Annotated in this window: 21 protein-coding genes and 2 pseudogenes; 12 read left to right on the top strand and 11 right to left on the bottom strand. The window is 73.8% G+C overall.

The features are described from left to right. Nucleotides 1-589: 589 nt before the first annotated feature. The 4 genes from IF83_RS0116515 (at nt 590) to IF83_RS0116500 (ending at nt 5,152) form a co-directional block, all read left to right on the top strand. The gene (locus IF83_RS0116515) at nt 590-880 is read left to right on the top strand and encodes a hypothetical protein (RefSeq protein WP_030544961.1); all 291 of its coding nucleotides are present in this window, start codon (nt 590-592) and stop codon (nt 878-880) included. 459 nt (nt 881-1,339) lie between these two features. Continuing rightward, the gene (locus IF83_RS0116510) at nt 1,340-2,212 is read left to right on the top strand and encodes a hypothetical protein (protein ID WP_030544960.1); all 873 of its coding nucleotides are present in this window, start codon (nt 1,340-1,342) and stop codon (nt 2,210-2,212) included. A 151-nt stretch (nt 2,213-2,363) separates the two neighbouring features. Further along, the gene (locus IF83_RS0116505) at nt 2,364-4,388 is read left to right on the top strand and encodes a fumarate reductase/succinate dehydrogenase flavoprotein subunit (RefSeq protein ID WP_030544959.1); all 2,025 of its coding nucleotides are present in this window, start codon (nt 2,364-2,366) and stop codon (nt 4,386-4,388) included. Further along, complete coding sequence (locus IF83_RS0116500) at nt 4,385-5,152, top strand: succinate dehydrogenase/fumarate reductase iron-sulfur subunit (RefSeq protein WP_030544958.1); 768 nt, start codon at nt 4,385-4,387, stop codon at nt 5,150-5,152. Before IF83_RS0116505 ends, IF83_RS0116500 begins: the two co-directional genes overlap by 4 nt. A 32-nt stretch (nt 5,153-5,184) precedes the next feature. Here IF83_RS0116500 and IF83_RS0116495 read toward each other — a convergent pair whose 3' ends face one another. The 7 genes from IF83_RS0116495 to IF83_RS0116465 all read right to left on the bottom strand — a co-directional run bounded on the left by IF83_RS0116495 (nt 5,185) and on the right by IF83_RS0116465 (nt 12,886). Continuing rightward, nucleotides 5,185-7,818: a SpoIIE family protein phosphatase gene (locus IF83_RS0116495; RefSeq protein WP_051722831.1), complete on the bottom strand. Its 2,634-nt coding sequence runs from the start codon at nt 7,816-7,818 to the stop codon at nt 5,185-5,187. A 139-nt stretch (nt 7,819-7,957) separates the two neighbouring features. Then, complete coding sequence (locus IF83_RS0116490; protein WP_394297330.1) at nt 7,958-8,434, bottom strand: ATP-binding protein; 477 nt, start codon at nt 8,432-8,434, stop codon at nt 7,958-7,960. A 188-nt stretch (nt 8,435-8,622) separates the two neighbouring features. Then, nucleotides 8,623-9,147 carry an NUDIX domain-containing protein gene (locus tag IF83_RS0116485; protein ID WP_078843533.1) on the bottom strand — a complete coding sequence of 175 codons (525 nt, stop codon included), beginning with the start codon at nt 9,145-9,147 and terminating at the stop codon, nt 8,623-8,625. Between the two features lie 10 nt (nt 9,148-9,157). Then, on the bottom strand, nt 9,158-9,334 hold the full coding sequence (locus tag IF83_RS32145; RefSeq protein ID WP_078843532.1) for an SPOR domain-containing protein: 177 nt from the start codon (nt 9,332-9,334) through the stop codon (nt 9,158-9,160). 308 nt (nt 9,335-9,642) lie between these two features. After that, the gene (locus tag IF83_RS0116475; RefSeq protein ID WP_030544954.1) at nt 9,643-10,395 is read right to left on the bottom strand and encodes a GntR family transcriptional regulator; all 753 of its coding nucleotides are present in this window, start codon (nt 10,393-10,395) and stop codon (nt 9,643-9,645) included. 302 nt (nt 10,396-10,697) lie between these two features. Then, entirely contained in the window at nt 10,698-12,353 is a 1,656-nt protein-coding gene (locus IF83_RS0116470; protein ID WP_078843558.1) for a S8 family peptidase, read from the bottom strand. A gap of 269 nt (nt 12,354-12,622) precedes the next feature. Next, nucleotides 12,623-12,886: a twin-arginine translocase TatA/TatE family subunit gene (locus IF83_RS0116465; protein ID WP_030544952.1), complete on the bottom strand. Its 264-nt coding sequence runs from the start codon at nt 12,884-12,886 to the stop codon at nt 12,623-12,625. Nucleotides 12,887-13,200: 314 nt separating this feature from the next. On the opposite strand from IF83_RS0116465, the gene IF83_RS0116460 reads away from it, so the two are divergent. Both IF83_RS0116460 and IF83_RS0116455 read left to right on the top strand, forming a co-directional pair. Continuing rightward, a complete protein-coding gene (locus tag IF83_RS0116460; protein ID WP_030544951.1) occupies nt 13,201-13,422 on the top strand; it encodes a hypothetical protein in 222 nt (73 codons plus the stop codon). Nucleotides 13,423-13,513: 91 nt separating this feature from the next. Continuing rightward, nucleotides 13,514-14,539: a sporulation protein gene (locus IF83_RS0116455; protein WP_030544950.1), complete on the top strand. Its 1,026-nt coding sequence runs from the start codon at nt 13,514-13,516 to the stop codon at nt 14,537-14,539. 87 nt (nt 14,540-14,626) lie between these two features. On the opposite strand, the gene IF83_RS0116450 is transcribed toward IF83_RS0116455, so the two are convergent. The 3 genes from IF83_RS0116450 to IF83_RS0116440 all read right to left on the bottom strand — a co-directional run bounded on the left by IF83_RS0116450 (nt 14,627) and on the right by IF83_RS0116440 (nt 16,371). Then, entirely contained in the window at nt 14,627-15,556 is a 930-nt protein-coding gene (locus IF83_RS0116450) for a M56 family metallopeptidase (protein ID WP_030544949.1), read from the bottom strand. After that, nucleotides 15,556-15,957, bottom strand: a complete 402-nt coding sequence (locus IF83_RS0116445) for a BlaI/MecI/CopY family transcriptional regulator (RefSeq protein ID WP_030544948.1) — start codon at nt 15,955-15,957, stop codon at nt 15,556-15,558. The genes IF83_RS0116450 and IF83_RS0116445 overlap by 1 nt, the downstream gene beginning before the upstream one ends. A gap of 219 nt (nt 15,958-16,176) precedes the next feature. Further along, nucleotides 16,177-16,371 (bottom strand): sigma factor-like helix-turn-helix DNA-binding protein, encoded by a 195-nt coding sequence (locus IF83_RS0116440; protein WP_051722830.1) that lies wholly within the window; start codon nt 16,369-16,371, stop codon nt 16,177-16,179. A gap of 382 nt (nt 16,372-16,753) precedes the next feature. Between IF83_RS0116440 and IF83_RS33745 the strand changes: the two are divergent. Together IF83_RS33745 and IF83_RS0116430 are read left to right on the top strand one after the other, a co-directional pair. After that, nucleotides 16,754-17,167, top strand: a pseudogene (locus IF83_RS33745) (BTAD domain-containing putative transcriptional regulator); the annotation flags it as partial. Nucleotides 17,168-17,246: 79 nt separating this feature from the next. Next, the gene (locus IF83_RS0116430; protein ID WP_051722829.1) at nt 17,247-17,579 is read left to right on the top strand and encodes an SCO4225 family membrane protein; all 333 of its coding nucleotides are present in this window, start codon (nt 17,247-17,249) and stop codon (nt 17,577-17,579) included. 51 nt (nt 17,580-17,630) lie between these two features. Here IF83_RS0116430 and IF83_RS0116425 read toward each other — a convergent pair whose 3' ends face one another. After that, nucleotides 17,631-18,059 (bottom strand): hypothetical protein, encoded by a 429-nt coding sequence (locus tag IF83_RS0116425; RefSeq protein ID WP_158711051.1) that lies wholly within the window; start codon nt 18,057-18,059, stop codon nt 17,631-17,633. Nucleotides 18,060-18,335: 276 nt separating this feature from the next. Between IF83_RS0116425 and IF83_RS0116415 the strand changes: the two genes are divergently transcribed. The 4 genes and pseudogenes from IF83_RS0116415 to IF83_RS0116400 form a co-directional block, all read left to right on the top strand. Further along, entirely contained in the window at nt 18,336-18,602 is a 267-nt protein-coding gene (locus IF83_RS0116415; protein ID WP_030544943.1) for a type II toxin-antitoxin system Phd/YefM family antitoxin, read from the top strand. Further along, nucleotides 18,595-18,864, top strand: a complete 270-nt coding sequence (locus IF83_RS0116410; protein ID WP_030544942.1) for a type II toxin-antitoxin system RelE family toxin — start codon at nt 18,595-18,597, stop codon at nt 18,862-18,864. Before IF83_RS0116415 ends, IF83_RS0116410 begins: the two co-directional genes overlap by 8 nt. A gap of 210 nt (nt 18,865-19,074) precedes the next feature. Further along, on the top strand, nt 19,075-19,656 hold the full coding sequence (locus tag IF83_RS0116405; protein WP_030544941.1) for a Uma2 family endonuclease: 582 nt from the start codon (nt 19,075-19,077) through the stop codon (nt 19,654-19,656). 215 nt (nt 19,657-19,871) lie between these two features. Further along, nucleotides 19,872-20,105, top strand: a pseudogene (locus IF83_RS0116400) (type II toxin-antitoxin system RelE family toxin); the annotation flags it as partial. Nucleotides 20,106-20,210 lie beyond the last annotated feature (105 nt).

Below are 20,210 nucleotides of genomic sequence, written 5' to 3'. Positions count from 1 at the left end.
CGGGTGAGACGCCTCTGCCCTCTCGCCCCGCCCGTCCCTGCCCCGGGTGCGGCTTCGTTTCCCCGCGCTGCGCGCGGGTGCGGCACTGTCGTCCCGCGCTGCGCGCGGGTGCTGCCCGCCCGCGGCCACCCATTGCTCCGGGCGGGATGTCCCGGCCCGGCTCTTGGGCGCCAGGCCCCCGGGCCCCGGCACCGACACCGGCCCCTGCCATCGCCCGGCCCCCGCCCGGCCTCGGCCCTTTCCCGGCCCCAGCCCTGCCCCGGCCCCGGCCCCGGCTCAGGCCTCGGCTCAGGCCCCGGCCCTGGCCCCGGCCCCTGCCCCGGCTCAGGCCTCGGCTCAGGCCCCGGCCCCGGCCCCTGCCCCGGCCCCGGCTCAAGGCCCCGGCCTCGGCTCAGGCCCCGGCCCCCCGGCGGAGCCGGGACGGTTCGCCGGCGTACGTGTGCCGGGCGGGCGGACGGGGGTTCGGGGATGGGGTCGGTGGCGGGTGAACGGAGCGCTATTCGCCTCCGCCGTCTTCACAAGCGCGCGTGTGACGCGCGACACTCTCCGGGAGTCGCACACCGCAACACCGCGGAGGTGAGGGCGAGTTATGTCCCTGCACGACGATCTACGAGCCGCGCAGCGCTGTCTCGACGAGCTGGGCCGGACGGTGGACCGTCTGGAACGCCAGGTCGGCGGAGGTCCCGACATCCGCCGGGTGCGCTCGGACACCGAGCATCTGCGCGAGAGCCTCGCGCTGCTGCGGGAGGCGGTCCCGGCCGCACTGCCGTCCGAGCCCCGGCAGGACGTCATCGTCATCCCGGACGCTCCGTACAACACGGCCCTGTGGGCGGACGCCGAGGACGAAGGGCTCGGTGCTCGTCACGGACAGGCGCCCTGACGGCAGGGCGGCCCGGTCACTCCGGCTCCGGGACCGGCCGCCCGAGCCACGGCCCCCGGCCACCGGCGGCACGGCCACCCGGACCGGCCCCCGGCCCGCACCCGGCCAAGGAGCCCTCGGCCACCCGAGGCCACGGGGCCGGCCGTCGGCATCCGGCGGCCCAGGCCCTCGGGTCCGCACCCCGGTCACCGAGTACCGGCCATCGGCGTCACGGCCGCCCGGCCGGGCCCCGGACCGCACGGCGGTCACCGATCCCCCGGCCACCCGAGGCGCCGTCCGGCCCCGGGCCTCCCCGTCCGACCCCGACCCGACCTCGCCGTCCCCCGGACCCGCAATCCCAGGCCTCGGCCCCCTGACCGGGATCCACCCGCACCAGAGCCCCCGAGACACCCGCGACGCACGCGAGCCCCGCGGCGCACGCGGGCCCGCCGCCCCATCCGTCCGACCCCGGAGCCCCTCTTGGCCACAGGCACCGACTCCACGACCACCGGCGAGCCCGGCGGCGGCACCGGCCCCGGCGGCACGGCCCGCGGTGGCGTGCGCCGGGGCGTGAACTCCCCGGCGCGCGCCGCCATCGGCGCCGCCCACCTCCGTACGGACCGCTGGTGGCTCGCGCCGGCCGCGACCGCGGCCGGGCTGCTCGCCTTCGTCGTCTACTCGACCTGGCGCGCCTTCGCGAACGCCGACTACTACGCCGCCCCGTACGTCTCGCCGTTCTACTCGCCCTGCCTGGCGGAGAACTGCGAACCCATGAAGGCGGGCCCCAACTGGCCGCTGTTCGGGGAGTGGTGGGGCCTCTCCCCGGCGCTGATCATCCTCGTCTTCCCGCTCGGCTTCCGGCTGACCTGCTACTACTACCGGAAGGCCTACTACCGGGGATTCTGGGCCTCGCCCCCGGCCTGCGCGGTCGCCGAGCCGCACACCGCGTACCGCGGCGAGACCCGCTTCCCGCTGATCCTGCAGAACATCCACCGCTACTTCTTCTACGCGGCGCTGCCGGTGGCCCTGATCCTGACCTACGACACGGTGCTCGCCTTCCGCGACGAGACCTACGCCTGGGGCCACATGGGCCTCGGCACCGTGATCATGCTGGTCAACATCGCGCTGATCTGGCTCTACACCGTCTCCTGCCACTCCTGCCGGCACATCGTCGGCGGCCGGCTCAAGCACTTCTCGCGGCATCCGGTGCGGTACCGCCTCTGGGGCTGGGTGAGCCGCCTCAACGCCCGCCACGCGCAGCTGGCCTGGGCCTCGCTGATCAGCGTCGCCCTCGCCGATCTCTACGTCTATCTGCTGGCGACCGGCGTCTTCGACGACCCGAGGCTGTTCTGAGCGGGAGGGGCGGAAGGACGGGCGAAACGGAAGAGCGGGAGGACGGGAAGGCGGCCGGCCCCGCGGTCCCGGGAGGACTCACCCGAGTGACGAGAAGGACGACAGCTCCGGCAGCTCCGGCAGCTCCCCGAGGGATAGGACAACGTAGGCGATGACCCAACCGGAACAGCAGGCCTGGGACGTGGTCGTGGTCGGTGCCGGCGGCGCCGGGCTGCGCGCCGCCATCGAGGCCCGCGAGCGGGGCGCGCGCACCGCGGTCATCTGCAAGTCCCTGTTCGGCAAGGCCCACACGGTGATGGCCGAGGGCGGTATCGCGGCCAGCATGGGCAACGTCAACGAGGGCGACAACTGGCAGGTCCACTTCCGCGACACGATGCGCGGCGGGAAGTTCCTCAACGACTGGCGGATGGCCGAGCTGCACGCCCGCGAGGCACCCGACCGGGTGTGGGAACTGGAGACCTGGGGCGCCCTCTTCGACCGCACCGCCGACGGCCGCATCTCGCAGCGCAATTTCGGCGGCCACGAGTACCCGCGGCTCGCGCACGTCGGCGACCGCACGGGCCTGGAACTGATCCGCACCCTCCAGCAGAAGATCGTCGCGCTGCAGCAGGAGGACTTCCGGGAGCACGGCGACCACGAGGCCCGGCTGAAGGTCTTCCAGGAGTGCACCGTCACTCGTGTCCTCATGGACGGCGAGGGGGACGCGGAGGGAGCGGGCGGGGAAGCCGGTGAGGCAGGCGGCGGCCGGGTCTCCGGGGTGTTCGGCTACGAGCGCGAGTCCGGCCGGTTCTTCGTCCTCCGGGCGCCCGCCGTGGTGCTGGCGACCGGCGGCATCGGCAAGTCCTTCAAGGTGACCTCCAACTCCTGGGAGTACACCGGCGACGGGCACGCGCTGGCCCTTCTCGCGGGCGCCCGGCTGACCAACATGGAGTTCGTCCAGTTCCATCCCACCGGCATGGTCTGGCCACCGTCCGTGAAGGGCATCCTCGTCACCGAGTCCGTCCGCGGCGACGGCGGCGTGCTCCGCAACAGCGAGGGCAAGCGGTTCATGTTCGACTACGTCCCCGATGTCTTCAAGGAGAAGTACGCGCGGACGGAGACGGAGGGCGACCGCTGGTACGAGGACCCGGACCACAACCGCCGCCCGCCCGAGCTGCTCCCCCGCGACGAGGTGGCCCGCGCCATCAACGCCGAGGTCAAGGCCGGGCGCGGCTCCCCGCACGGCGGGGTCTTCCTGGACGTCTCCACGCGCATCCCCGCCGAGACGATCCGCCGCCGGCTGCCGTCGATGTACCACCAGTTCAAGGAGCTGGCCGACGTCGACATCACGGCCGAGCCGATGGAGGTCGGCCCGACCTGCCACTACGTGATGGGCGGTGTCTGGGTGGAGCCGGACACGGCGCAGGCGCGCGGGGTGAGCGGCCTGTACGCGGCGGGCGAGGTCGCCGGCGGCATGCACGGCTCCAACCGGCTGGGCGGCAACTCCCTCTCGGACCTGCTGGTGTTCGGCCGCCGCGCCGGGCTGCACGCCGCGGAGTACGCCCTGGGGGCGGCCGCCTCCGCGCCGCCGGCGGTGCGCGAGACCGCCGTGGACGCGGCCGTCGCCGAGGCGCTCCGCCCGTTCGGCGCGGCGGAGGGCGGCGCCGGAGAGGGCCCCGGTGCCGAGAACCCGTACACGCTCCACCAGGAGCTCCAGCAGACGATGAACGACCTCGTCGGCATCATCCGGCGCGGCGGCGAGATGGCCGAGGCTCTGGAGCGCCTGGACGGGCTGCGGGCCCGCGCCCGGCGCGTGGGGGTGGAGGGCCACCGCCAGTTCAACCCGGGCTGGCATCTCGCCCTGGACCTGCGGAACATGCTGCTGGTCGGCGAGTGCGTGGCCCGTGCCGCGCTGGAGCGCGAGGAGAGCCGCGGCGGCCACACCCGCGAGGACCATCCGGGCATGGACCGCGCCTGGCGGCGGATCAACCTGCTCTGCTCCCTGGCCGCGGAGAAGGACGGACCGGCAGCCGCCGCCTCCGCGTCCGCCACCGCGTCCACCTCCGCGTCCGCCGCCTCCCCCGGCCGGATCGAGCTCACCCGTTCCACCGCCCCACCCGTCCGCAGTGATCTGCTCGCCCTGTTCGAGAAGGACGAACTGGGCAAGTACCTGTCCGATGAGGAGCTTTCCCTGTGACCCACACCGTTCACTTCAGGGTCTGGCGGGGCGACGCCGAGGGCGGCGGTCTGGCGGACTTCGACGTCGAGGTCAACGAGGGCGAGGTCGTCCTCGACGCCATCCACCGCCTCCAGGCGACCCAGGCCCCGGATCTCGCGGTCCGCTGGAACTGCAAGGCGGGCAAGTGCGGTTCGTGCAGCGCCGAGATCAACGGCCGGCCGCGGCTGCTCTGCATGACCCGGATGTCGGTCCTCGACCTCACCGCGCCGGTCACGATCACCCCGCTGCGCGCCTTCCCGGTGCTGCGGGACCTCGTGACGGATGTGTCGTTCAACTACGCCAAGGCCCGGGAGGTGCCCGCCTTCGTCCCGCCGCCCGGGCTGGCCCCCGGCGAGTACCGGATGCGGCAGGAGGACGTGAACCGCTCGCAGGAGTTCCGGAAGTGCATCGAGTGCTTCCTCTGCCAGGACGTCTGCCATGTGGTGCGGGACCACGAGGAGAACAAGGCCGCCTTCTCCGGGCCGCGCTTCCTGATGCGCGTCGCCGAGCTGGACATGCACCCGCTGGACGCCGCCGCGGAGACCGGCCTCGACCGGAAGTCCACGGCCCAGGAGGAGCACGGCCTCGGCTACTGCAACATCACCAAGTGCTGCACGGAGGTCTGCCCCGAGAACATCAAGATCACGGACAACGCGCTGATCCCGATGAAGGAGCGGGTGGCCGACCGCCGTTACGACCCGCTGGTCTGGCTCGGCTCGAAGATCCGCCGCCGCGGGGCCTGATCCCCCGCGGCGGAAGCCGGCGGCCCGGGGCGTCAGTAGAGGCTGAGGAGCGCCTCGACCGGGTCCGTACCGGGCGACTCCCCGTCCGGCAGGGCGAGTTCGAACCAGACGGTCTTGCCGCGCGGGGTGCGCCGGCTGCCCCAGCCGCTGCTGAGCAGCCCGACGAGCTGCAGTCCGCGGCCGCCCTCGTCGGTGTCGCGGGCGCGGCGGCGCCGGGGCTGCACCAGGCCGCTGTCCCACACCTCGCAGACCAGGGTGCGGTCCAGCAGCAGGCGCAGCCGGATCTCTCCCTCGCCGTACCGCAGGGCGTTGGTGACCAGCTCACTGACCAGCAGTTCGGTGGTGTCGACGAGCTCCTCCAGGCCCCAGGCCACCACCTGGTCCCGGGCCAGTTCCCGGGCCCGGGAGACCGACTGCGGCTCGCGCAGCAGCGTCCAGTCGCCGACGGACTCCGCCGGCAGCCCCTGCACCCGGGCCATCAGCAGGGCGGTGTCGTCCTCGCCGTGCTGGGTGTGCAGGGTGTTCAGCACATGGTCGGCCACGTCCTCCAGCGGCCGGCCCTGGTTGTCCAGGGCGGCGCGGAACGCCTGCAGCCCCTCCTCCAGCGGGTGTTCGCGGGACTCGACGAGGCCGTCGGTGTAGAGGGCGAGCAGCGCCCCGTCGGGGAGCTCGACCTCGACCTCCTCGAAGGGCTCCCCGCCGACGCCGAGCGGCATCCCGGTGGGGACCTCCATCATCAGCGCCGATTCGCCGGGCTCCACCAGGACGGGCGGCAGATGACCGGCGTTGGCGAAGGTGCAGCGCCGGGTGACGGGGTCGTAGACCGCGTAGACGCAGGTGGCGAGGTAGACCTCGGAGAGGTCGTCGGCCTCGCGGCCGTTCCGGGCCGCCGAGCGCGATCCGCTCTGGGTGCCGTGGACGCCGGCGGGGGCGCCCAGGCCGCGGGCGATCTCGTCCAGATGGGAGAGCACCTCGGCGGGTTCCAGGTCGAGCATGGCCAGGGTGCGGACGGCGGTGCGCAGTTCGCCCATGGCGACGGCGGCGCGCAGGCCACGGCCCATGACGTCGCCGACGACCAGCGCCGTGCGGTGGCCGGGCAGTTCGATGACGTCGAACCAGTCGCCGCCGACCTCGGTGGCGGTGGTGCCGGGCAGATAGCGGCAGGCGATGTCGAGGCCCGCCGCCTCCGGGTCGCCGGGGGGCAGCAGGCTGCGCTGGAGGATCAGCGCGCGCTCGTGCTCGCGGCGGTAGAGGCGGGCGTTGTCGATGCAGACGGCGGCGCGGGAGGCCAGCTCGGCGGCCAGCCCCAGATCGCGCTCGCCGAACGGCTCGCTGCCCTTCACCCGGGAGAAGCGGACGAGGCCGACCACGGTGTCGTGCGCGATCATCGGCACGGCCAGGGTGGACTGCACGATCGCGGCCAGATCGGGCCGGTCGTCGCTGCCCCAGCCGGGGACGACGTGGGTGCGGCCGGTGCGCAGGGCGTCGGCGAGCGAGGAGTCGAAGGGGTACCGGTGCACGGCGCCCACCTTCACCGGTGAGCTCGCGCTCCGCCGTTCCTCCCCCTCGCCGGGATCGGAGAGCGGCAGCGGGGCGCCCGAGACGGCGCTGGCGAAGGCGACCCGGCGCATCTCGGCGCTGCCGTCGGCCAGCCCGGGCACCGGCTCGCGGCCGATCTTCGCGGAGAACGGGGCCTCGTCCCGGCTGAGGAGCCCCTGGAAGAGGTCGACGGAGGCGATGTCGCAGAACTGCGGCACGGCCACCGCGAGCAGTTCCCGGGAGGTGGTCTCCAGATCGAGGGAGTTGCCGATCCGGGCGCCGGCGGCGTTCAGCAGGGCGAGGTTGCGCCGGGCGCTGGCGGCCTCGCGTTCGGCGTTCCGCCGCCGGGTGACGTCGGTGCCGAGGCCGGCCACGCCGATGGGGCGCCCGGCCGCGTTGTGCAGCCGGTAGAGGTTGACGGTCCAGCGGTGCTGGTCCTCCTCGCCCCGTACGGAGCCGAGGAGTTGGAGGTCGGTGATGGAGCTGCCGGTCTCCAGCACCTTGCGGACCGCGTTCTCCAGCCGGTCGGCCTCGCCGGGCGGGAGGTAGTCGGCGGGGACGCGGCCGCGGTGGGACTCGGGGGTCCCGCCGAAGACGGTGGCGAAGCGCTCGTTGACGCGCATGAGCCGGAGGTCCGTGCCGAACAGCATGAAGCCCATCGGAGATTGGCCGAAAACCGCCTCCGAGACGGCCAGGTCGGTCTCGATCCCGCGGAGGGCGCGGACGTCGACCACGATGCAGACGGCGCCGCGTTCGCCCTTCTCGGTATCGGCCGGCATCACATAGACCTCGGCGAGGCCGTGGGTCCCGGAGGTGTCGGCGGCCCGGTAGGGCACCAGGCCGACCCACTCGCGGCCGTCCATGATGCCGGCCATCTTGCGGCGTCCCCGGTCCCGCAGATCGGGCCGGAGGAAGGCTTCGACCGGGTCCTTGCCGAGCGCTTCGCGGGCGGGGATGCCGAGTTGTTCCGCGGCCCGGTCGCTCCACTGGGTGATCCGGCCGTCCGGCCCCAGTGAGAAGGAGGCCACCCCGATGTAGTCGTAGATCGAGCCGGGCGGGTGCCCCTGCCACGCGGGCACACCGGTTCCCTCACCGGCCGATCCCGGCCCCGCTGGTATTTCGCTCACGCGCCCGTCCCCTCCAGCTCACCTTGCCCGGACCGGCATGGGCCGAGTATCCAGCACCAACGCCATCCGGAACACGGCCTTCACGATCACAGCACGGTTTCAACTGTTGAATCGGACGTGATCAGGTCCTTTCTCTCTCCTAACCGGAGATGACCAGCTCGAACCACACCGTCTTCCCCGATCTCCCCCGCCGGGCACCCCAGCGGTGGGACACACCGGCCACCAGTTGCAGGCCGCGGCCCCCCTCGTCCTCCGGGGCGGCGACGCGCGTCAGGGGCGGATCGGGCAGAGGATCGGACACTTCGACCACAAGAGTACGGTTCGGGGTGCGCTCCATACGGACTCCGATCGGGCCGCTCGCATACCGCAGAGAGTTGGTCACCAACTCACTGACCAGCAGTACGGTGATATCGCTCACAGCGTTCAGCCGCCACTCCCCCAGCGTGGCCCGGGTCAGCGCGCGGGCGCCGCGCAGCGCCTCCGGCCCGGCGGGGAAGCTCCATTCGGCCACGTACCCCTCCAGGGGAGGGGTACCGGGGGCCACGGCACCGGCAGGGCGGAAGGAGAGCGGGACCGCCGGTTCGGAAGAACCTGTGGTGTCGCTCACACCGACCACTTCCCAACCGGGTGACGGGAGCCGGGCGTCACCGCCCGATCAGGGATTGCTGGCGGACTCCGGCCGGACGTATCCGGCCGAAGCATCGCCTACCCGATATCGCGGCGTGAATATCCCATTACCGCTCATTGCCGCAGCTCCTGTGGCACGAACGGCGCAGCGCGCCCGGCGCGTGCCACACCCCCGCGTCACCCCGCCCCGGCGCGCGCCCCGTCTTCGCCGGCGCCGCCGGCGTCCGCCGCCAGCCGCCGCGCCACCTCGGCCACGGCGGGGCGGTCCTGGTCCAGCCAGTCCACCTCGCCCACCCGCGCGGGCGTCAGCCAGCGCAGCTCGTCGTGGTCCTGCAGCGGCTCGGGCTCGCCGGAGAGCAGCTCGGCCGTCCACACCTGGAGGACGTACGGCGGCGAGAGGGGCCAGGTACCGGGAATCCGGGCCAGGGGGACGGCCTCCACCCCCAGCTCCTCGCGGAGTTCGCGCACCAGGGCCTCGGGCGCCGTCTCGCCCGGCTCGACCTTGCCGCCGGGCAGTTCCCAGCGGCCGGCGAGCGCGGGCGGCGCGCTGCGCCGGGCCGCCAGCAGCCGCCCGCCGCGCAGGACGGCGCCGCCGACGACCACGCGCGCGGCGGCCGGGGGCGGGGGTCCGGGCTCCGGGGCGCTCGCGTCCGCAGCCCGCCCGTCCCCCGCCGGTCCGCGTCTTCCGGGGTCTTCCGTCATGGGCCGGACTCTACGAGCCGCGGGCCACGCGCTCGACCACGTACAGCTGTTCACCCCCGGACCGGTGGAGCCGGGCCCTGGCCTTCTCCGCCTCCGCGCGGGTCGCGTAAGCGCCGACGCGGTAGCGATTGCCGTTCCCGTCCTCGCGTATGACGAGCCAGGGGAGGGCGGGACCGCTGTCGCTCATCGCCGCCCCTCCCGCGCCGGGGCGCGCGAGCCCGCGCACAGGATTCCGTTCTGTGAGGAAACAGCAGTCTGCATATGCCCGAGCCTACGCCGGGCCCTCACGGAGCGGATACGAGTTTGCACGAAGAGGCACGCATCCGGCCACTCGTTCGAGCAGGGAAACGCGCCCCGGCATCCCCTGCCCGCGACAGCCGTGACGGCGGTTCGGGCTCCCGGGCGGGGCGGAAAGCCTCGGGCAGGTGACGGGGCGGGGAATTCCCGGGGCGCGGAAGCGGGCGGCGGGGCGGCTCCCCGGCGGCTCCCCGGCGGCTACCGGACGGGGAGGTGGTACGAGAGGCGGTAGCTGTCCGCCGGGATCACCACGTCGGCCGTCTCCACCGCCCGGCCCGAGGCGAAGAATGTCCGGGAGACGACGATGACCACCCGGCCGGGGACCCCGCCGAGCAGCCGCGTCTCCTCCGCGAGCCCCGGCCGCGCCCCGACCTCCTCCTGGACGTTGTCCACGACCACGTCGATCGCCGCCATCCGGTCGACCACCCCGCGCCCGGCCAGCGGCCCCTCCTCCGGCAGCATCACGGGCGTGCGGCCGGTGACCGCCAGCGGCTCCCAGGAGGTGACGATCATCATCGGCTCCCCCTCGGCGCGGTGGAGATAGCGCGTGCACATGACGCGGTCACCGGGCTCGGTGCCGAGCCGCCGGGCGATCTCGGCGGGGGCGGCCTCCTGCTCGCTGCGCGACTCCCAGGTGCCGGGCACCCGCTCGTCGGCCTGCTCCTGCCGGAAGGGGGTGCTGTCACCGGTGGAGCGGTATCCGGTCCGCGCGATGCGGCGCGGCTCCACGCGCTCCCGCACATAGGTGCCCGAGCCCGACCGGCCCTCCACCAGGCCCTCTGCCATCAGCACCTTGCGGGCCTCCAGGGCCACGGTGTCGGAGACGCCGTACTCCGCGCGGATGCGGGCCTGGGAGGGGAGTCTGGTGTGCGGCGCCAGGGAGCCGTCGACGATCTTCTGCCGCAGGTCGCCGGCGACCCTGAGATACGCGGGCTGCTCACCGAAGGACACGTGCCCCTCCCAACGAGTTGACATTCTGCGACAGCTTGGCAACCGAGAGTTGCCACCGCAAGCGAAGGCCAAAGATTCGCCCGAAGGGCTGATGCTGGGTGGGAGCAGGCATGAACGGACCCGGCCGGGGAAGCGGCGCGCGTGCGCCGTGTGCGCCGGGTGTGCTGCGTCCGGGGATCCGGCCGAGTCCCGCGATGGGCGGTCGTGCCGACGGTCCCGCCCCGTCCCGCCCCGCGGCATGACGGAGCGGGACGGGGCGGCGACGGTGGTGGCGCGGGCGGTCCGGGTGGTGCCCGGGCGGATCAGAAGCGCAGGGCCCAGGAGTTGAGGAAGCCGGGCTTCGCGGAGGCCGGGTCGTGGACGCGGAGCGTCCAGACACCGTCCGCCGTCTCGCCGGAGGCGTCCACCGTGTAGCGGGCGGTGCTCTCCGCGACGCCGTCGGGGCCGGTCTCCTTCAGGACGTGGACGGAGCCGCCCGGGGCCACCAGTTCGATCCGGAGGCTCTCGCTCCAGGCGAACCGGATGTCGACCTCGACCTCCAGGTCGGCCGGGGCGTCACCCCCGACCCCGGACACGGCGATGGCGGACTCGGTGACCGCGCCGCCCGCGATGAGGAGGTCGGCGGTGTTCTCGAACCGCGCGACGGCCGGCCCCTGGCCGCCGCCGCCCGCCTGCTCGCCGATGTGCAGCAGCCGGTCCGGCGATCCGTCCCCGCGGTCGCCCACGGTGCCCGGTACCGCGGACTCGACGAGGGAGCCGGAGATCTCCGCCGGGGAGGCCGAGGGCCGGTCGCCGAGCAGGAGCGCGGCCGCGCCCGTCACATGGGGTGCGGCCATCGAGGTGCCGGACGCGGTGTCGGTGGCCGTGTCCCCGGTGTTGGTGGCGGAGGTGATGGAGGAGCCGGGGGCGAAGAGGTCCACGCTCTCGCCGTAGTTGGAGAAGCCGGAGCGTGCGCCGGCCCGGGTGACGGAACCGACCGTCACGGCCTCGGTCACCCGGGCGGGGGAGGAAGTGGCGGCGTCCGTACCGGAGTTGCCCGCCGCCACGACATAGGTCACGCCGGAGGCGATGGAGTTCCGGACCGCGGCGTCCAGGGCGTCACTGGCACCGCCGCCCAGGCTGAGGTTGGCGACGGCCGGCTTGACGGCGTTCTTCGTCACCCAGTCGATGCCGGCGATGACGCCCGCCTCGGTGCCCGCGCCGTTGTCGTCCAGCACGCGGACCGCGACGATGTCGGCCTTCTTGGCCACGCCGTATTGCGTGCCCGCGATGGTGGCGGCCACGTGGGTGCCGTGGCCGACGCCGTCGTCGGCGGACGTGTCGCCGTCGACGGCGTCGTAGCCGTACGACGCCCGGCCGCCGAAGTCCTCGTGGCTGACGCGGACTCCGGTGTCGATGACGTACGCGGTGACGCCCTCGCCTGCGGAGTCGGGATAGGTGTAGCCGGAGTCGAGGGGAAGCTCGCGCTGGTCGATCCGGTCCAGTCCCCAGGAGGGCGGGTCGGGCTGGGTCGCGGCCGCGGTGACGGTCCGGTTGCGGTGGACCGCGGCGACATCGGGATGGGCCGCCAGCCGCCGGGCCTGGCGCTCCGGCAGTTCGAGCGCGAAGCCGTTGAGCGCCGCGTCATAGGTCTCGGCTATCTCACCGCCGTACCGCTCGGCCAGTGCGCGGCCCGGCCGGGAGTCCGCCGCGGGGGCGCCCTCGTCGAGGACGACGATGTAGCTGTCCTCGACCACTCCGGCGCCGCCGGCGCCGAGGATCTCGCCCTCCGCGGGCGCGGCGGCCGCTGCGGGCAGGGCCCAGACCGCGCCGAGGACGAGCGCGGCACCGGCCGCGAGGGCCGGCCGGACGGAAAGGTGCCGCGGGAGGACGGCTCGGAGCCGGGTGCGCGGCGAGCGCGGCGAGGGCCATAACTGCCGGGTGTGACGGGCCTGCGGGGTGGGCCTGGGTCTGCGCATCACTGCCATGGGGGGTCCTTCTCGGAGAGGGCGCGCGGGGGTGGGCGCCCCGGAACCGGCGGCCGGGCAGCGTACGGAGCGGGGCGCGTGCGGGCCGGGGCGCGGCGGCGCCGACGGACGTGCACGGGCGCTCGCCGACGCAAGAGTGGCCGACCCCCGGGCCCGCGCACAAGGGTGCGCGCGCCCCATTGGTCACCGGCGTTTCAGCGGGAGTTCACCGTCCGGACGGCCCCGGGCGCCGCCGCCCCGTTCAGGGCCGCCCGGTGCGTTCAGGGCCGTGGCGTCCCGCTCCCCGGATCACCGTCCGGACGGGAGACGACATCGCCGGGCGCCGCCCGGATGACGTGCGGGGCCGACGGCTCCGAGGCCCCGCCGCCGGAGCCGGCCCCGCCGCCTCCCTTCATGGCCCTGGCCTCGCTCTTGAGGATCCGGGCCGACTTCCCCAGCGAACGCGCCAGCTCAGGGAGCTTCTTGGCCCCGAGCAGCACGACGACGACGATGAGGATGAGGGCGATTTCGCTGATCCCGAACATCCGTGTATTCCCTTCTGCGCACCGATGGTTGCCCCGTCTGTCCGAAAGTCGCCCCCGCCGGAGGGCCCGCCCGGTCCGGCACCCGCCGGAACCCGGGACCCTCCGGGCCGGACGGGGCCGGGAGACCGCGTCTTTCGGACGTTCCCCCGCCGGGACCCCCGCTCCGCGGACGGCGCGACGCCGGGCGGCCTATTCTTCTACACGCATGTAGAAGATGAACAGACGGCCCGTCGGCCGCCGGCCGGAGCATGCCCCGGGCGGTGGTGCGGCAAGCGTCTGTGCCCGGACCGGCGGATGAACTTCAGGAGGACACGGTGGCTTCGATCGACCTGGACAAGGTGCTGGACAAGGCGTGGGCGGACAAGAGCCTCCCCGAGGTCCTGGCCGCACCCGTATCGGCCCTCAAAGGGGTGTCGGACCGTGACGGCGAGCTGCTGCGGGAGGCGTTCGGCGTGAAGACGGTCGCCGACCTGGGGTCGCTGAAGTACGCCCGCTGGGCCCGGGCCCTGGTGGCACTGGACGCATCGGACAAGTGACCGTGAGCCGCGCGCCGGGCCGTCACCGGGGAGTCCGGACGGCGGTGCGGCGGCGCCGGCGAGGAACGAACGAGAAGGAGTGAACGCCGCGATGGTGTTCAAACGGCTGCTGGGATCTCTCGGGGTCGGCGGACCGACCGTGGACACGGTCCTGGAGGGTGGCGCCGTACCGCCCGGCGGAGTCCTGCGCGGACAGGTGCGTCTGCGGGGCGGGAGCGTGGACTTCGAGATCGAGCAGATCACGCTGGAGCTGGTGGCACGGGTCGAGGCCGAGCACGAGGAGGGCGAGCGGGAGGGCGCGGTCGCCTTCGAGCGCTTCACGGTGGGCGGCGGCTTCCGGCTCGCCGGGGGCGAGGAGCGGTCGGTCCCGTTCGCCGTGACGCTGCCGTGGGAGACCCCCGTCACGGAGCTCCACGGACAGCCGCTCGGCGTGGTCCTGGGGGTGCGCACCGAGCTGGCGGTGGCCGGGGCGAAGGACAAGGGCGACCTGGACGCGCTGTCCGTCCGTCCGCTGCCCGTCCAGGAGGCCGTACTGGAGGCGCTCGGCCGGCTCGGTTTCGGGTTCACGTCCGCCGACCTGGAGCTGGGCCGCATCCACGGCACCGGGCAGCAACTGCCGTTCTACCAGGAGATCGAGCTGTCCCCCGCCCCTCAGTACGCGCACGCGGTGAACGAGATCGAGGTGACCTTCCTCGCCGGTCCCGCCGGGGTGGAGGTCGTCCTGGAGGCCGACAAGCGCGGCGGGCTGTTCTCCGGCGGCCACGACGCCCTGAGCCGGCACACCGTCGGCCATGAGGAGGCCGCTTCGCGCGACTGGGCCGCCGAGGTCGACGCCTGGGTCCGGCAGCTCGTCGAGCACCGGGCCGCGTACGGCTCTCCGGCCCCAGCGCCGTACGGGCAGGTCGACCCCTACGGAGGCGGGGCCGGGTTCAAGGACGACCACCACCACGGCGGCCACCACCACGGCGGTCACGGTTCCGGCCCGGGGACGGGGACCGCCATCGCGGCCGGCGCGGCCGGCCTGGCGGTCGGCGTCGCCGGGGGTCTGGTGGCCGCCGAGATCGTCGACGAGATCGGCGACGCCTTCGAGGGCGAGGAGGAGGACGAGGAGGGCTGACCGCGCCCGAGGCGTCCGGGCCCCGCCGCGGGCGGGGCCGCCCGCGTCAAGAGGGCTCGGGCGGACCCGTCCGGCCCCGCCCCGGGCTCAGAGCGGGGTCGCCGCGCGGAGGACGAGGAACAGCGCCACGGCCGCGTTCGCCGAGGAGAAGGCGGAGGCCGCGGTGCCCATGGCCGCGGCCCAGGCGGCGAGCCCGGCGGCCGTGCGCGCCGGCGGCCAGACCCGGGCCGGCGGCTCCGGGGCCAGCAGCGCCCGGACCCGGCGGGGCACGGGCCCCGGCGAGGCGAAGCCGGCGAAGGCCGGTGCGGGCGCCGCCGCGGAGACCAGCGCGGCCCGGCCGATGGCGCGGGCCACCAGTCGCCGGTCCCCGACGGCGCGCGCCGCCTCCTCGTCCGCCCAGCGCTCCACCCCGAAGAACACCGCGGTCCGCAGCGGCCGCAGAAAGGGGTTGGCCCGGGCCGCCAGCTGGACCACCAGCAGCAGGCGGTGGTGCCGCGCCGTCAGATGCACCCGCTCATGGGCGAACAGGGCCCGCCGCTCCCGGGGTTCGAGGGCGGCCAGCATGCCCGCGGACACCACGATGCGGCCCCGCCCGCCGGGCAGCGCGTGGGCGTACGGGGTCTCGTCGGGCAGGACGGCCACCTGTGTGCCGGGCAGCCCGTCCAGGGCCCGCCGCAGGCGGCGCCGCATCCGCCGGTGACGCCAGAGCGTCAGCGCGCAGCCCCCGGCCACGGCGTTGAGCACGGGGATGGCCGCGACGCCCAGGACCTCGTCATAGGGGACCGCCTCCCGCACCTCCGGATCGGCCCAGCCGTCCGGCAGCGGATTCCCGGGCAGCTGCGCGGTGCCGACGACCATGAGCAGGGCCAGGCAGAGCGTGCTGCACACGGCCAGTACGGCGGCGGCACCCGTCAGCAGCAGGGTGGCGGCACGGGGATGCAGATGCTGCTCGGCCAGCCGGGCGATGGGCCAGGCCGTCAGGGGCAGCACCAGCGGCAGGAAGACGAAGACGCCCATCACCGGCCGTCCGGCGCGTCGGCTTCCCGGTCCAGGAGCTCCCGCAGCAGCCGCTCGTCGTCGGGCGGCAGCGCGGTGACGAAGCTGGCCAGCACCGCCTCCCTATCCGGCTCGCCGTCCAGGACCCGGCGCATGCGCAGCGCCGCGAGCCCCGCCTCGTCCGACGCCGCCTGCCAGGTGAAGGAGCGGCCGGACCGCTCCCGGGTGACGGCCTGCTTGGCGTGCAGCCGGGTGAGGATGGTGATCACGGTGGTGTAGGCCAGGCCTCCGTCGAGCCGGTCCAGCACCCATCCGGCGGTCGCGGGCCCGGGGGCCTCGCGCAGCACGGACAGCACCTGGGCCTCCAGCTCGCCCTGCCCCCGCCGCCGCGGCCGCGGACCACTGCCGCCCGGCTCCGCCATGACCCCTCCCTCCACGGCCGCGCCACCCGGCCGAGAACGAACGGCCCATCGTACCGACGACAGCGGCCGGGCACCGCGTCCGGAGCGGAACTCGCCTCCGGAGCCCCGCCCGGCATGACGGGATGACGGGATGCCGGTGCCCAACGGGTCCGGAGGACAGGCGTGTTCCGGCGCGGACGGACCGGCCGGAGGAGACGCGATGACGGGCGTCAGGCCCCGTCACGCCTCCGTCAGACCACGCGTGAGCAGCACCCCGCGCAGCGCCCGCACGGCGTGGTGGGTGCGGGACTTGACGGTGCCCGGCGGGATGCCCAAATGCTCGGCCGCCTGCGCCACGCTCTGCTGCTGGTAGTACATGAGCCGGATCACCTCCCGGTGCCGCTCGCTCGGGTCCCGCAGCGCTCGGTTCGCCACCGGCGCGCCGGGACGTCCGGCCGGGCCGGCGCGCGGCGTCGGCGCTCACCACGGCCGCGGCGAGGCGGTGGGCTGCGGCGCACCGTTACCCGGACGGCCGCCCGTACCCGGCCCGCGCCGTCCTCCCGCGGGACGGGGCCTTCTCCACCCGGGGATAGAAACGTCTTTCGTGCCGGCGGCCGAGGAAGCGCCGAGCGGGCGGAATGCTTGGGGCATGACGTTGTCGCAGCCCAGCGGGGCAACTCCGCACCACCGGCCCGGTCCAGTGCCCCGGACCCGGACCGGCCGGGCACCGGCCCGCCGCACTCCGCACTCCCGGCCCGCCCCGGGCGGCGCAGGGCGCCGGTGAGCGCCTGCGGGTCCCGCGCGGAGGCGGCGGCACCCGGCGCCCCGGCCGGCGGGCACGGTCCGCACGGCGGTCGCGCCGGGCCTCTGGCGCGGCCCCGCCCTGGCCGAGGCGTCCGACCACCCGTTCGCGGCGGGGGAGATCCGCCGGCTGGAGGAGGCCCGGACCGCCGGCCGGGAGCTGCTCGTGGAGGTGCTGCTCGCCCAGGGATGCCGTGGGCAGGCGGTCGCCGTGGCACGCGGCCTGACCGACCTTCAGCCGCTGCGGGAATCCTCCTGGGCGCTGCTGCTGCGCTCCCTGGGACGGGCCGGACGGCCCGCCGAGGCGGTGCGGGAGTACGAGCGGTGCCGCCGGCTGCTGCTGGCCGAGCTCGGGGTGGAGCCCGGCCCGGCGCTGCGCCGGCTGAACGCCGCGCTGCGGAGCCACCGGCCCGCGCCGGTGCCCGGATGAGGGCCGTACCGGCACAGCACCACGGCACCACGGTTCTTCAAGTGACCTACCAACAGAGCGACATGAGAGGCAGAACAAGATGAGCAACAACACGCCCGGCACCCCGCACCGGATCCTCGCCGGCGTCGCGGACAACCGGATCGCCCGGGGCTACCTGGTGGTGTGCGCCGCCCTGCTGCTGTGGGTGGGCTTCGACGCGGGCCTCGTCGCGCACGAGGACGCCTCGTTCGCGGGGGTGTGGCCGGTGTTCGCGACGCTCCCCACCGGCCTGGCCCTCCTCCTCGTCTCCCCCCTGGAGGGCGCGGCCGGAACGGTGGCCTACTTCGTCCTGCTCGCGGTGGCCGCGGTGGTCAACTCCTGGCTGTTCAGCGCCCTGCTGCGCCGGTGGCGCGCCCGGACCGCCACCGCCTGACCCCGCCCGGCCGGTGCGGCGCCGCCGACGGCCTCCGCACCAGCCCCCCGTTCAGATCACACCGCCACCGACCGGCACGGAAGTCCGGGCGAAGACCTTCTTCCAGGCCATCCCGCCGAAGACGAACACGAAGAACACATAGCCGGAGTACAGGGCCCAGATCCACAGCAGCACGCCCCACTCGCCCCACGTCACGCCGACCCCCATCACGGTGAACAGGGCCAGCAGAGCGAACGCCAGCCCGGCTCCCGGCCAGAAGTCGGAGCGCAGACCGCCATGGCGCCGGAAGGCCGCCACCACGCCGACGACCTCGGCGGCCAGCAGCAACGGCACCAGCAACAGCCGGGTGCTGAATGTGACGAACGAGAGCCCTTCCAGTTCCTTCGCAAACCCCCAGAGCACGGTCGTGGCCGTGGCGAGCAGCCACGGCACCACGGCCACCCAGATGACGAGCGGAAGCACCACACGCCTGACCGGCATCACCACAGCCCCCGAACGGTCTCGGTCAATCAGCCCACAGTAGCCCCGGCCCGGTTCCCCGGCCCCGCCCCGGTCCTCCGCGCCGCGGATCCCCCTCCGGCCCGGACCGGCAGCCCGCTCGACGGTCTTGCCGCCGAGGAGCCCGGGAACGCTCCGCCGCGGGCACGAAATCGCCGAGGACAGTCCGTGGAGGTGGAGGCGGAGCCGGAGCAGAGCCTCACTGATCTCCGGAGCCGTCCCGTTGTGTACACACGGTACACCCGGTACCTTTGAGTCATGACGCAGATGCCCACAGAGTCCATCCGTGACGTCCGCGCGCACCTTGCGGAGGTCGTCGAACGGGCCGATCGCGATGACCAGCCCACCGTGATCACGCGACGAGGAAAGGAAGTCGCCGCCGTCGTCTCGATCGATGTTCTGCGCAAGTACCAACAGTGGGAAGAGCGGGAGATCAACCGCATCATCGACGAGCGGATGGCAAACCGCTCGCCCGGCGTCCCCATCGAGGACGTCATGAAGGAAACCCTGGCGCGCGGTGAGTGAGTACCGCACCGTCTTCCGGCCGGAGGCGCAGGCCGAGCTTCGGAAAGTCCCCCGCGACATGGCGCTGCGCATCCTGGCCAAGCTGACGGAACTGGAGAGTGACCCCCTCGGATTCAGCACCACGGCGCTCGTGTCCCAACCCGACCGCCGCCGCCTCCGGGTCGGCGACTACCGCATCATCTACACCATCGACAACGGCGAACTCGTCGCATGGGTGATTCAGGTCGGCCACCGCTCCACGGTCCACGAGTCGCGATCGTGATCCAGCCAGAATCCAGCAGCCGGAACAACCCATCGCGGCAGCTCCGGGCAGCCTGGCCCAGTGCGGCACCCCAAGGGCACAAGGGTCACGACCGGCCGCGATCCGTGAGCATCGCGGTCCGCCGACCCGCACTCCGGACAAACGCTGCATCTCCATCGACGCCCTGACGATCTCGTGACCCAAGCCCCGGCAAGTCGATACGGTTGAGCCATGACCGCACTACCCGACTGGATGCGCCCGCCGCGCGCGGAAGGCTGGTTCGCGGAGGACCTGGACCGCCTCCCCGAGGCGCCGCGCCACACCGAGCTGATCGACGGAGCCCTCGTCTTCATGCTGTCGCCCCAGCGGTCCTGGCACGGCCGTCTCGTCACGTCCCTCACCACCACGCTCATGGCGGCCGCGCCCACCGGTTTCGAGATCGAGCGGGAGATGACGATCCGCCTCGACGAGCGCAACCGGCCGGAGCCGGATCTGCTCGTGACGACCGCCCCCTACGACCCGGACCGCACGTGGTATGCGCCGGAGGAGGTCCGGCTCGTCGTCGAGGTCGTCTCCCCGGAGTCCGCGCACCGCGACCGCACGGTGAAGCTGCACAAGTACGCCGAGGCCAAGATCCCGCATTATTGGTGCGTCGAGGAAGAAGACGGCACCCCTGTCGTCCACGTCTACGAGCTCGATGAACCGACTGGCGCCTATGCGCCCGCCGGCATCTTCCGGGGCATTCTCAAGCGCCCTGTGCCTTTCGAGATCAGCCTGGACCTCGACGGGCTCACCCCACCGCGGAAGCACTAGGGATCGGTACCACGTCAGCACCGGATCGAGTGGGAGGGCGGGTCGCCCGGCCCTCCTCTCACACCACCGCACATGAGGTCCGCATCCGGCGGTTCACCGAGCCGGTCTCAACCGTTGCCAGAAGGTCGTCGCGGGGCCGGCGGGCTGTCACGTGATGAACTCAGGCCCCCCCGACGCGGCCGAGGCAGGCCGAGGCAGGCCGAGGCAGGCCGAGGCAGGCCGAGCTTCGGAAAGTCCCGCGCGACATGGCGCTGCGCATCCTGGCCAAGCTGACGGAACTGGAGAGTGACCCGCTCGGGTTCAGCACCACGGCGCTCGTGTCCCAACCCGACCGCCGCCGCCTCCGGGTCGGCGACTACCGCATCATCTACACCATCGACAACGGCGAACTCGTTGCATGGGTGATTCAGGTCGGCCACCGCTCCACGGTCCACGAGTCGCGATCGTGATCCGGCCAGAATCCAGCGGCCGAAAACCCCGCCCAGATTCAACTACCACCCAGCAGTTCCCTGACCTGCAAAGACATCGCACCGCAGCTTCCGGTCCCAGATCCT

The organism is Streptomyces albus subsp. albus (assembly GCF_000719865.1).
Classification (GTDB): Bacteria; Actinomycetota; Actinomycetes; order Streptomycetales; family Streptomycetaceae; genus Streptomyces; species Streptomyces albus_E.
The sequence above is the reverse complement of the archived record's forward strand: the minus strand, read 5'-3'. Positions and strand labels throughout refer to the sequence as shown.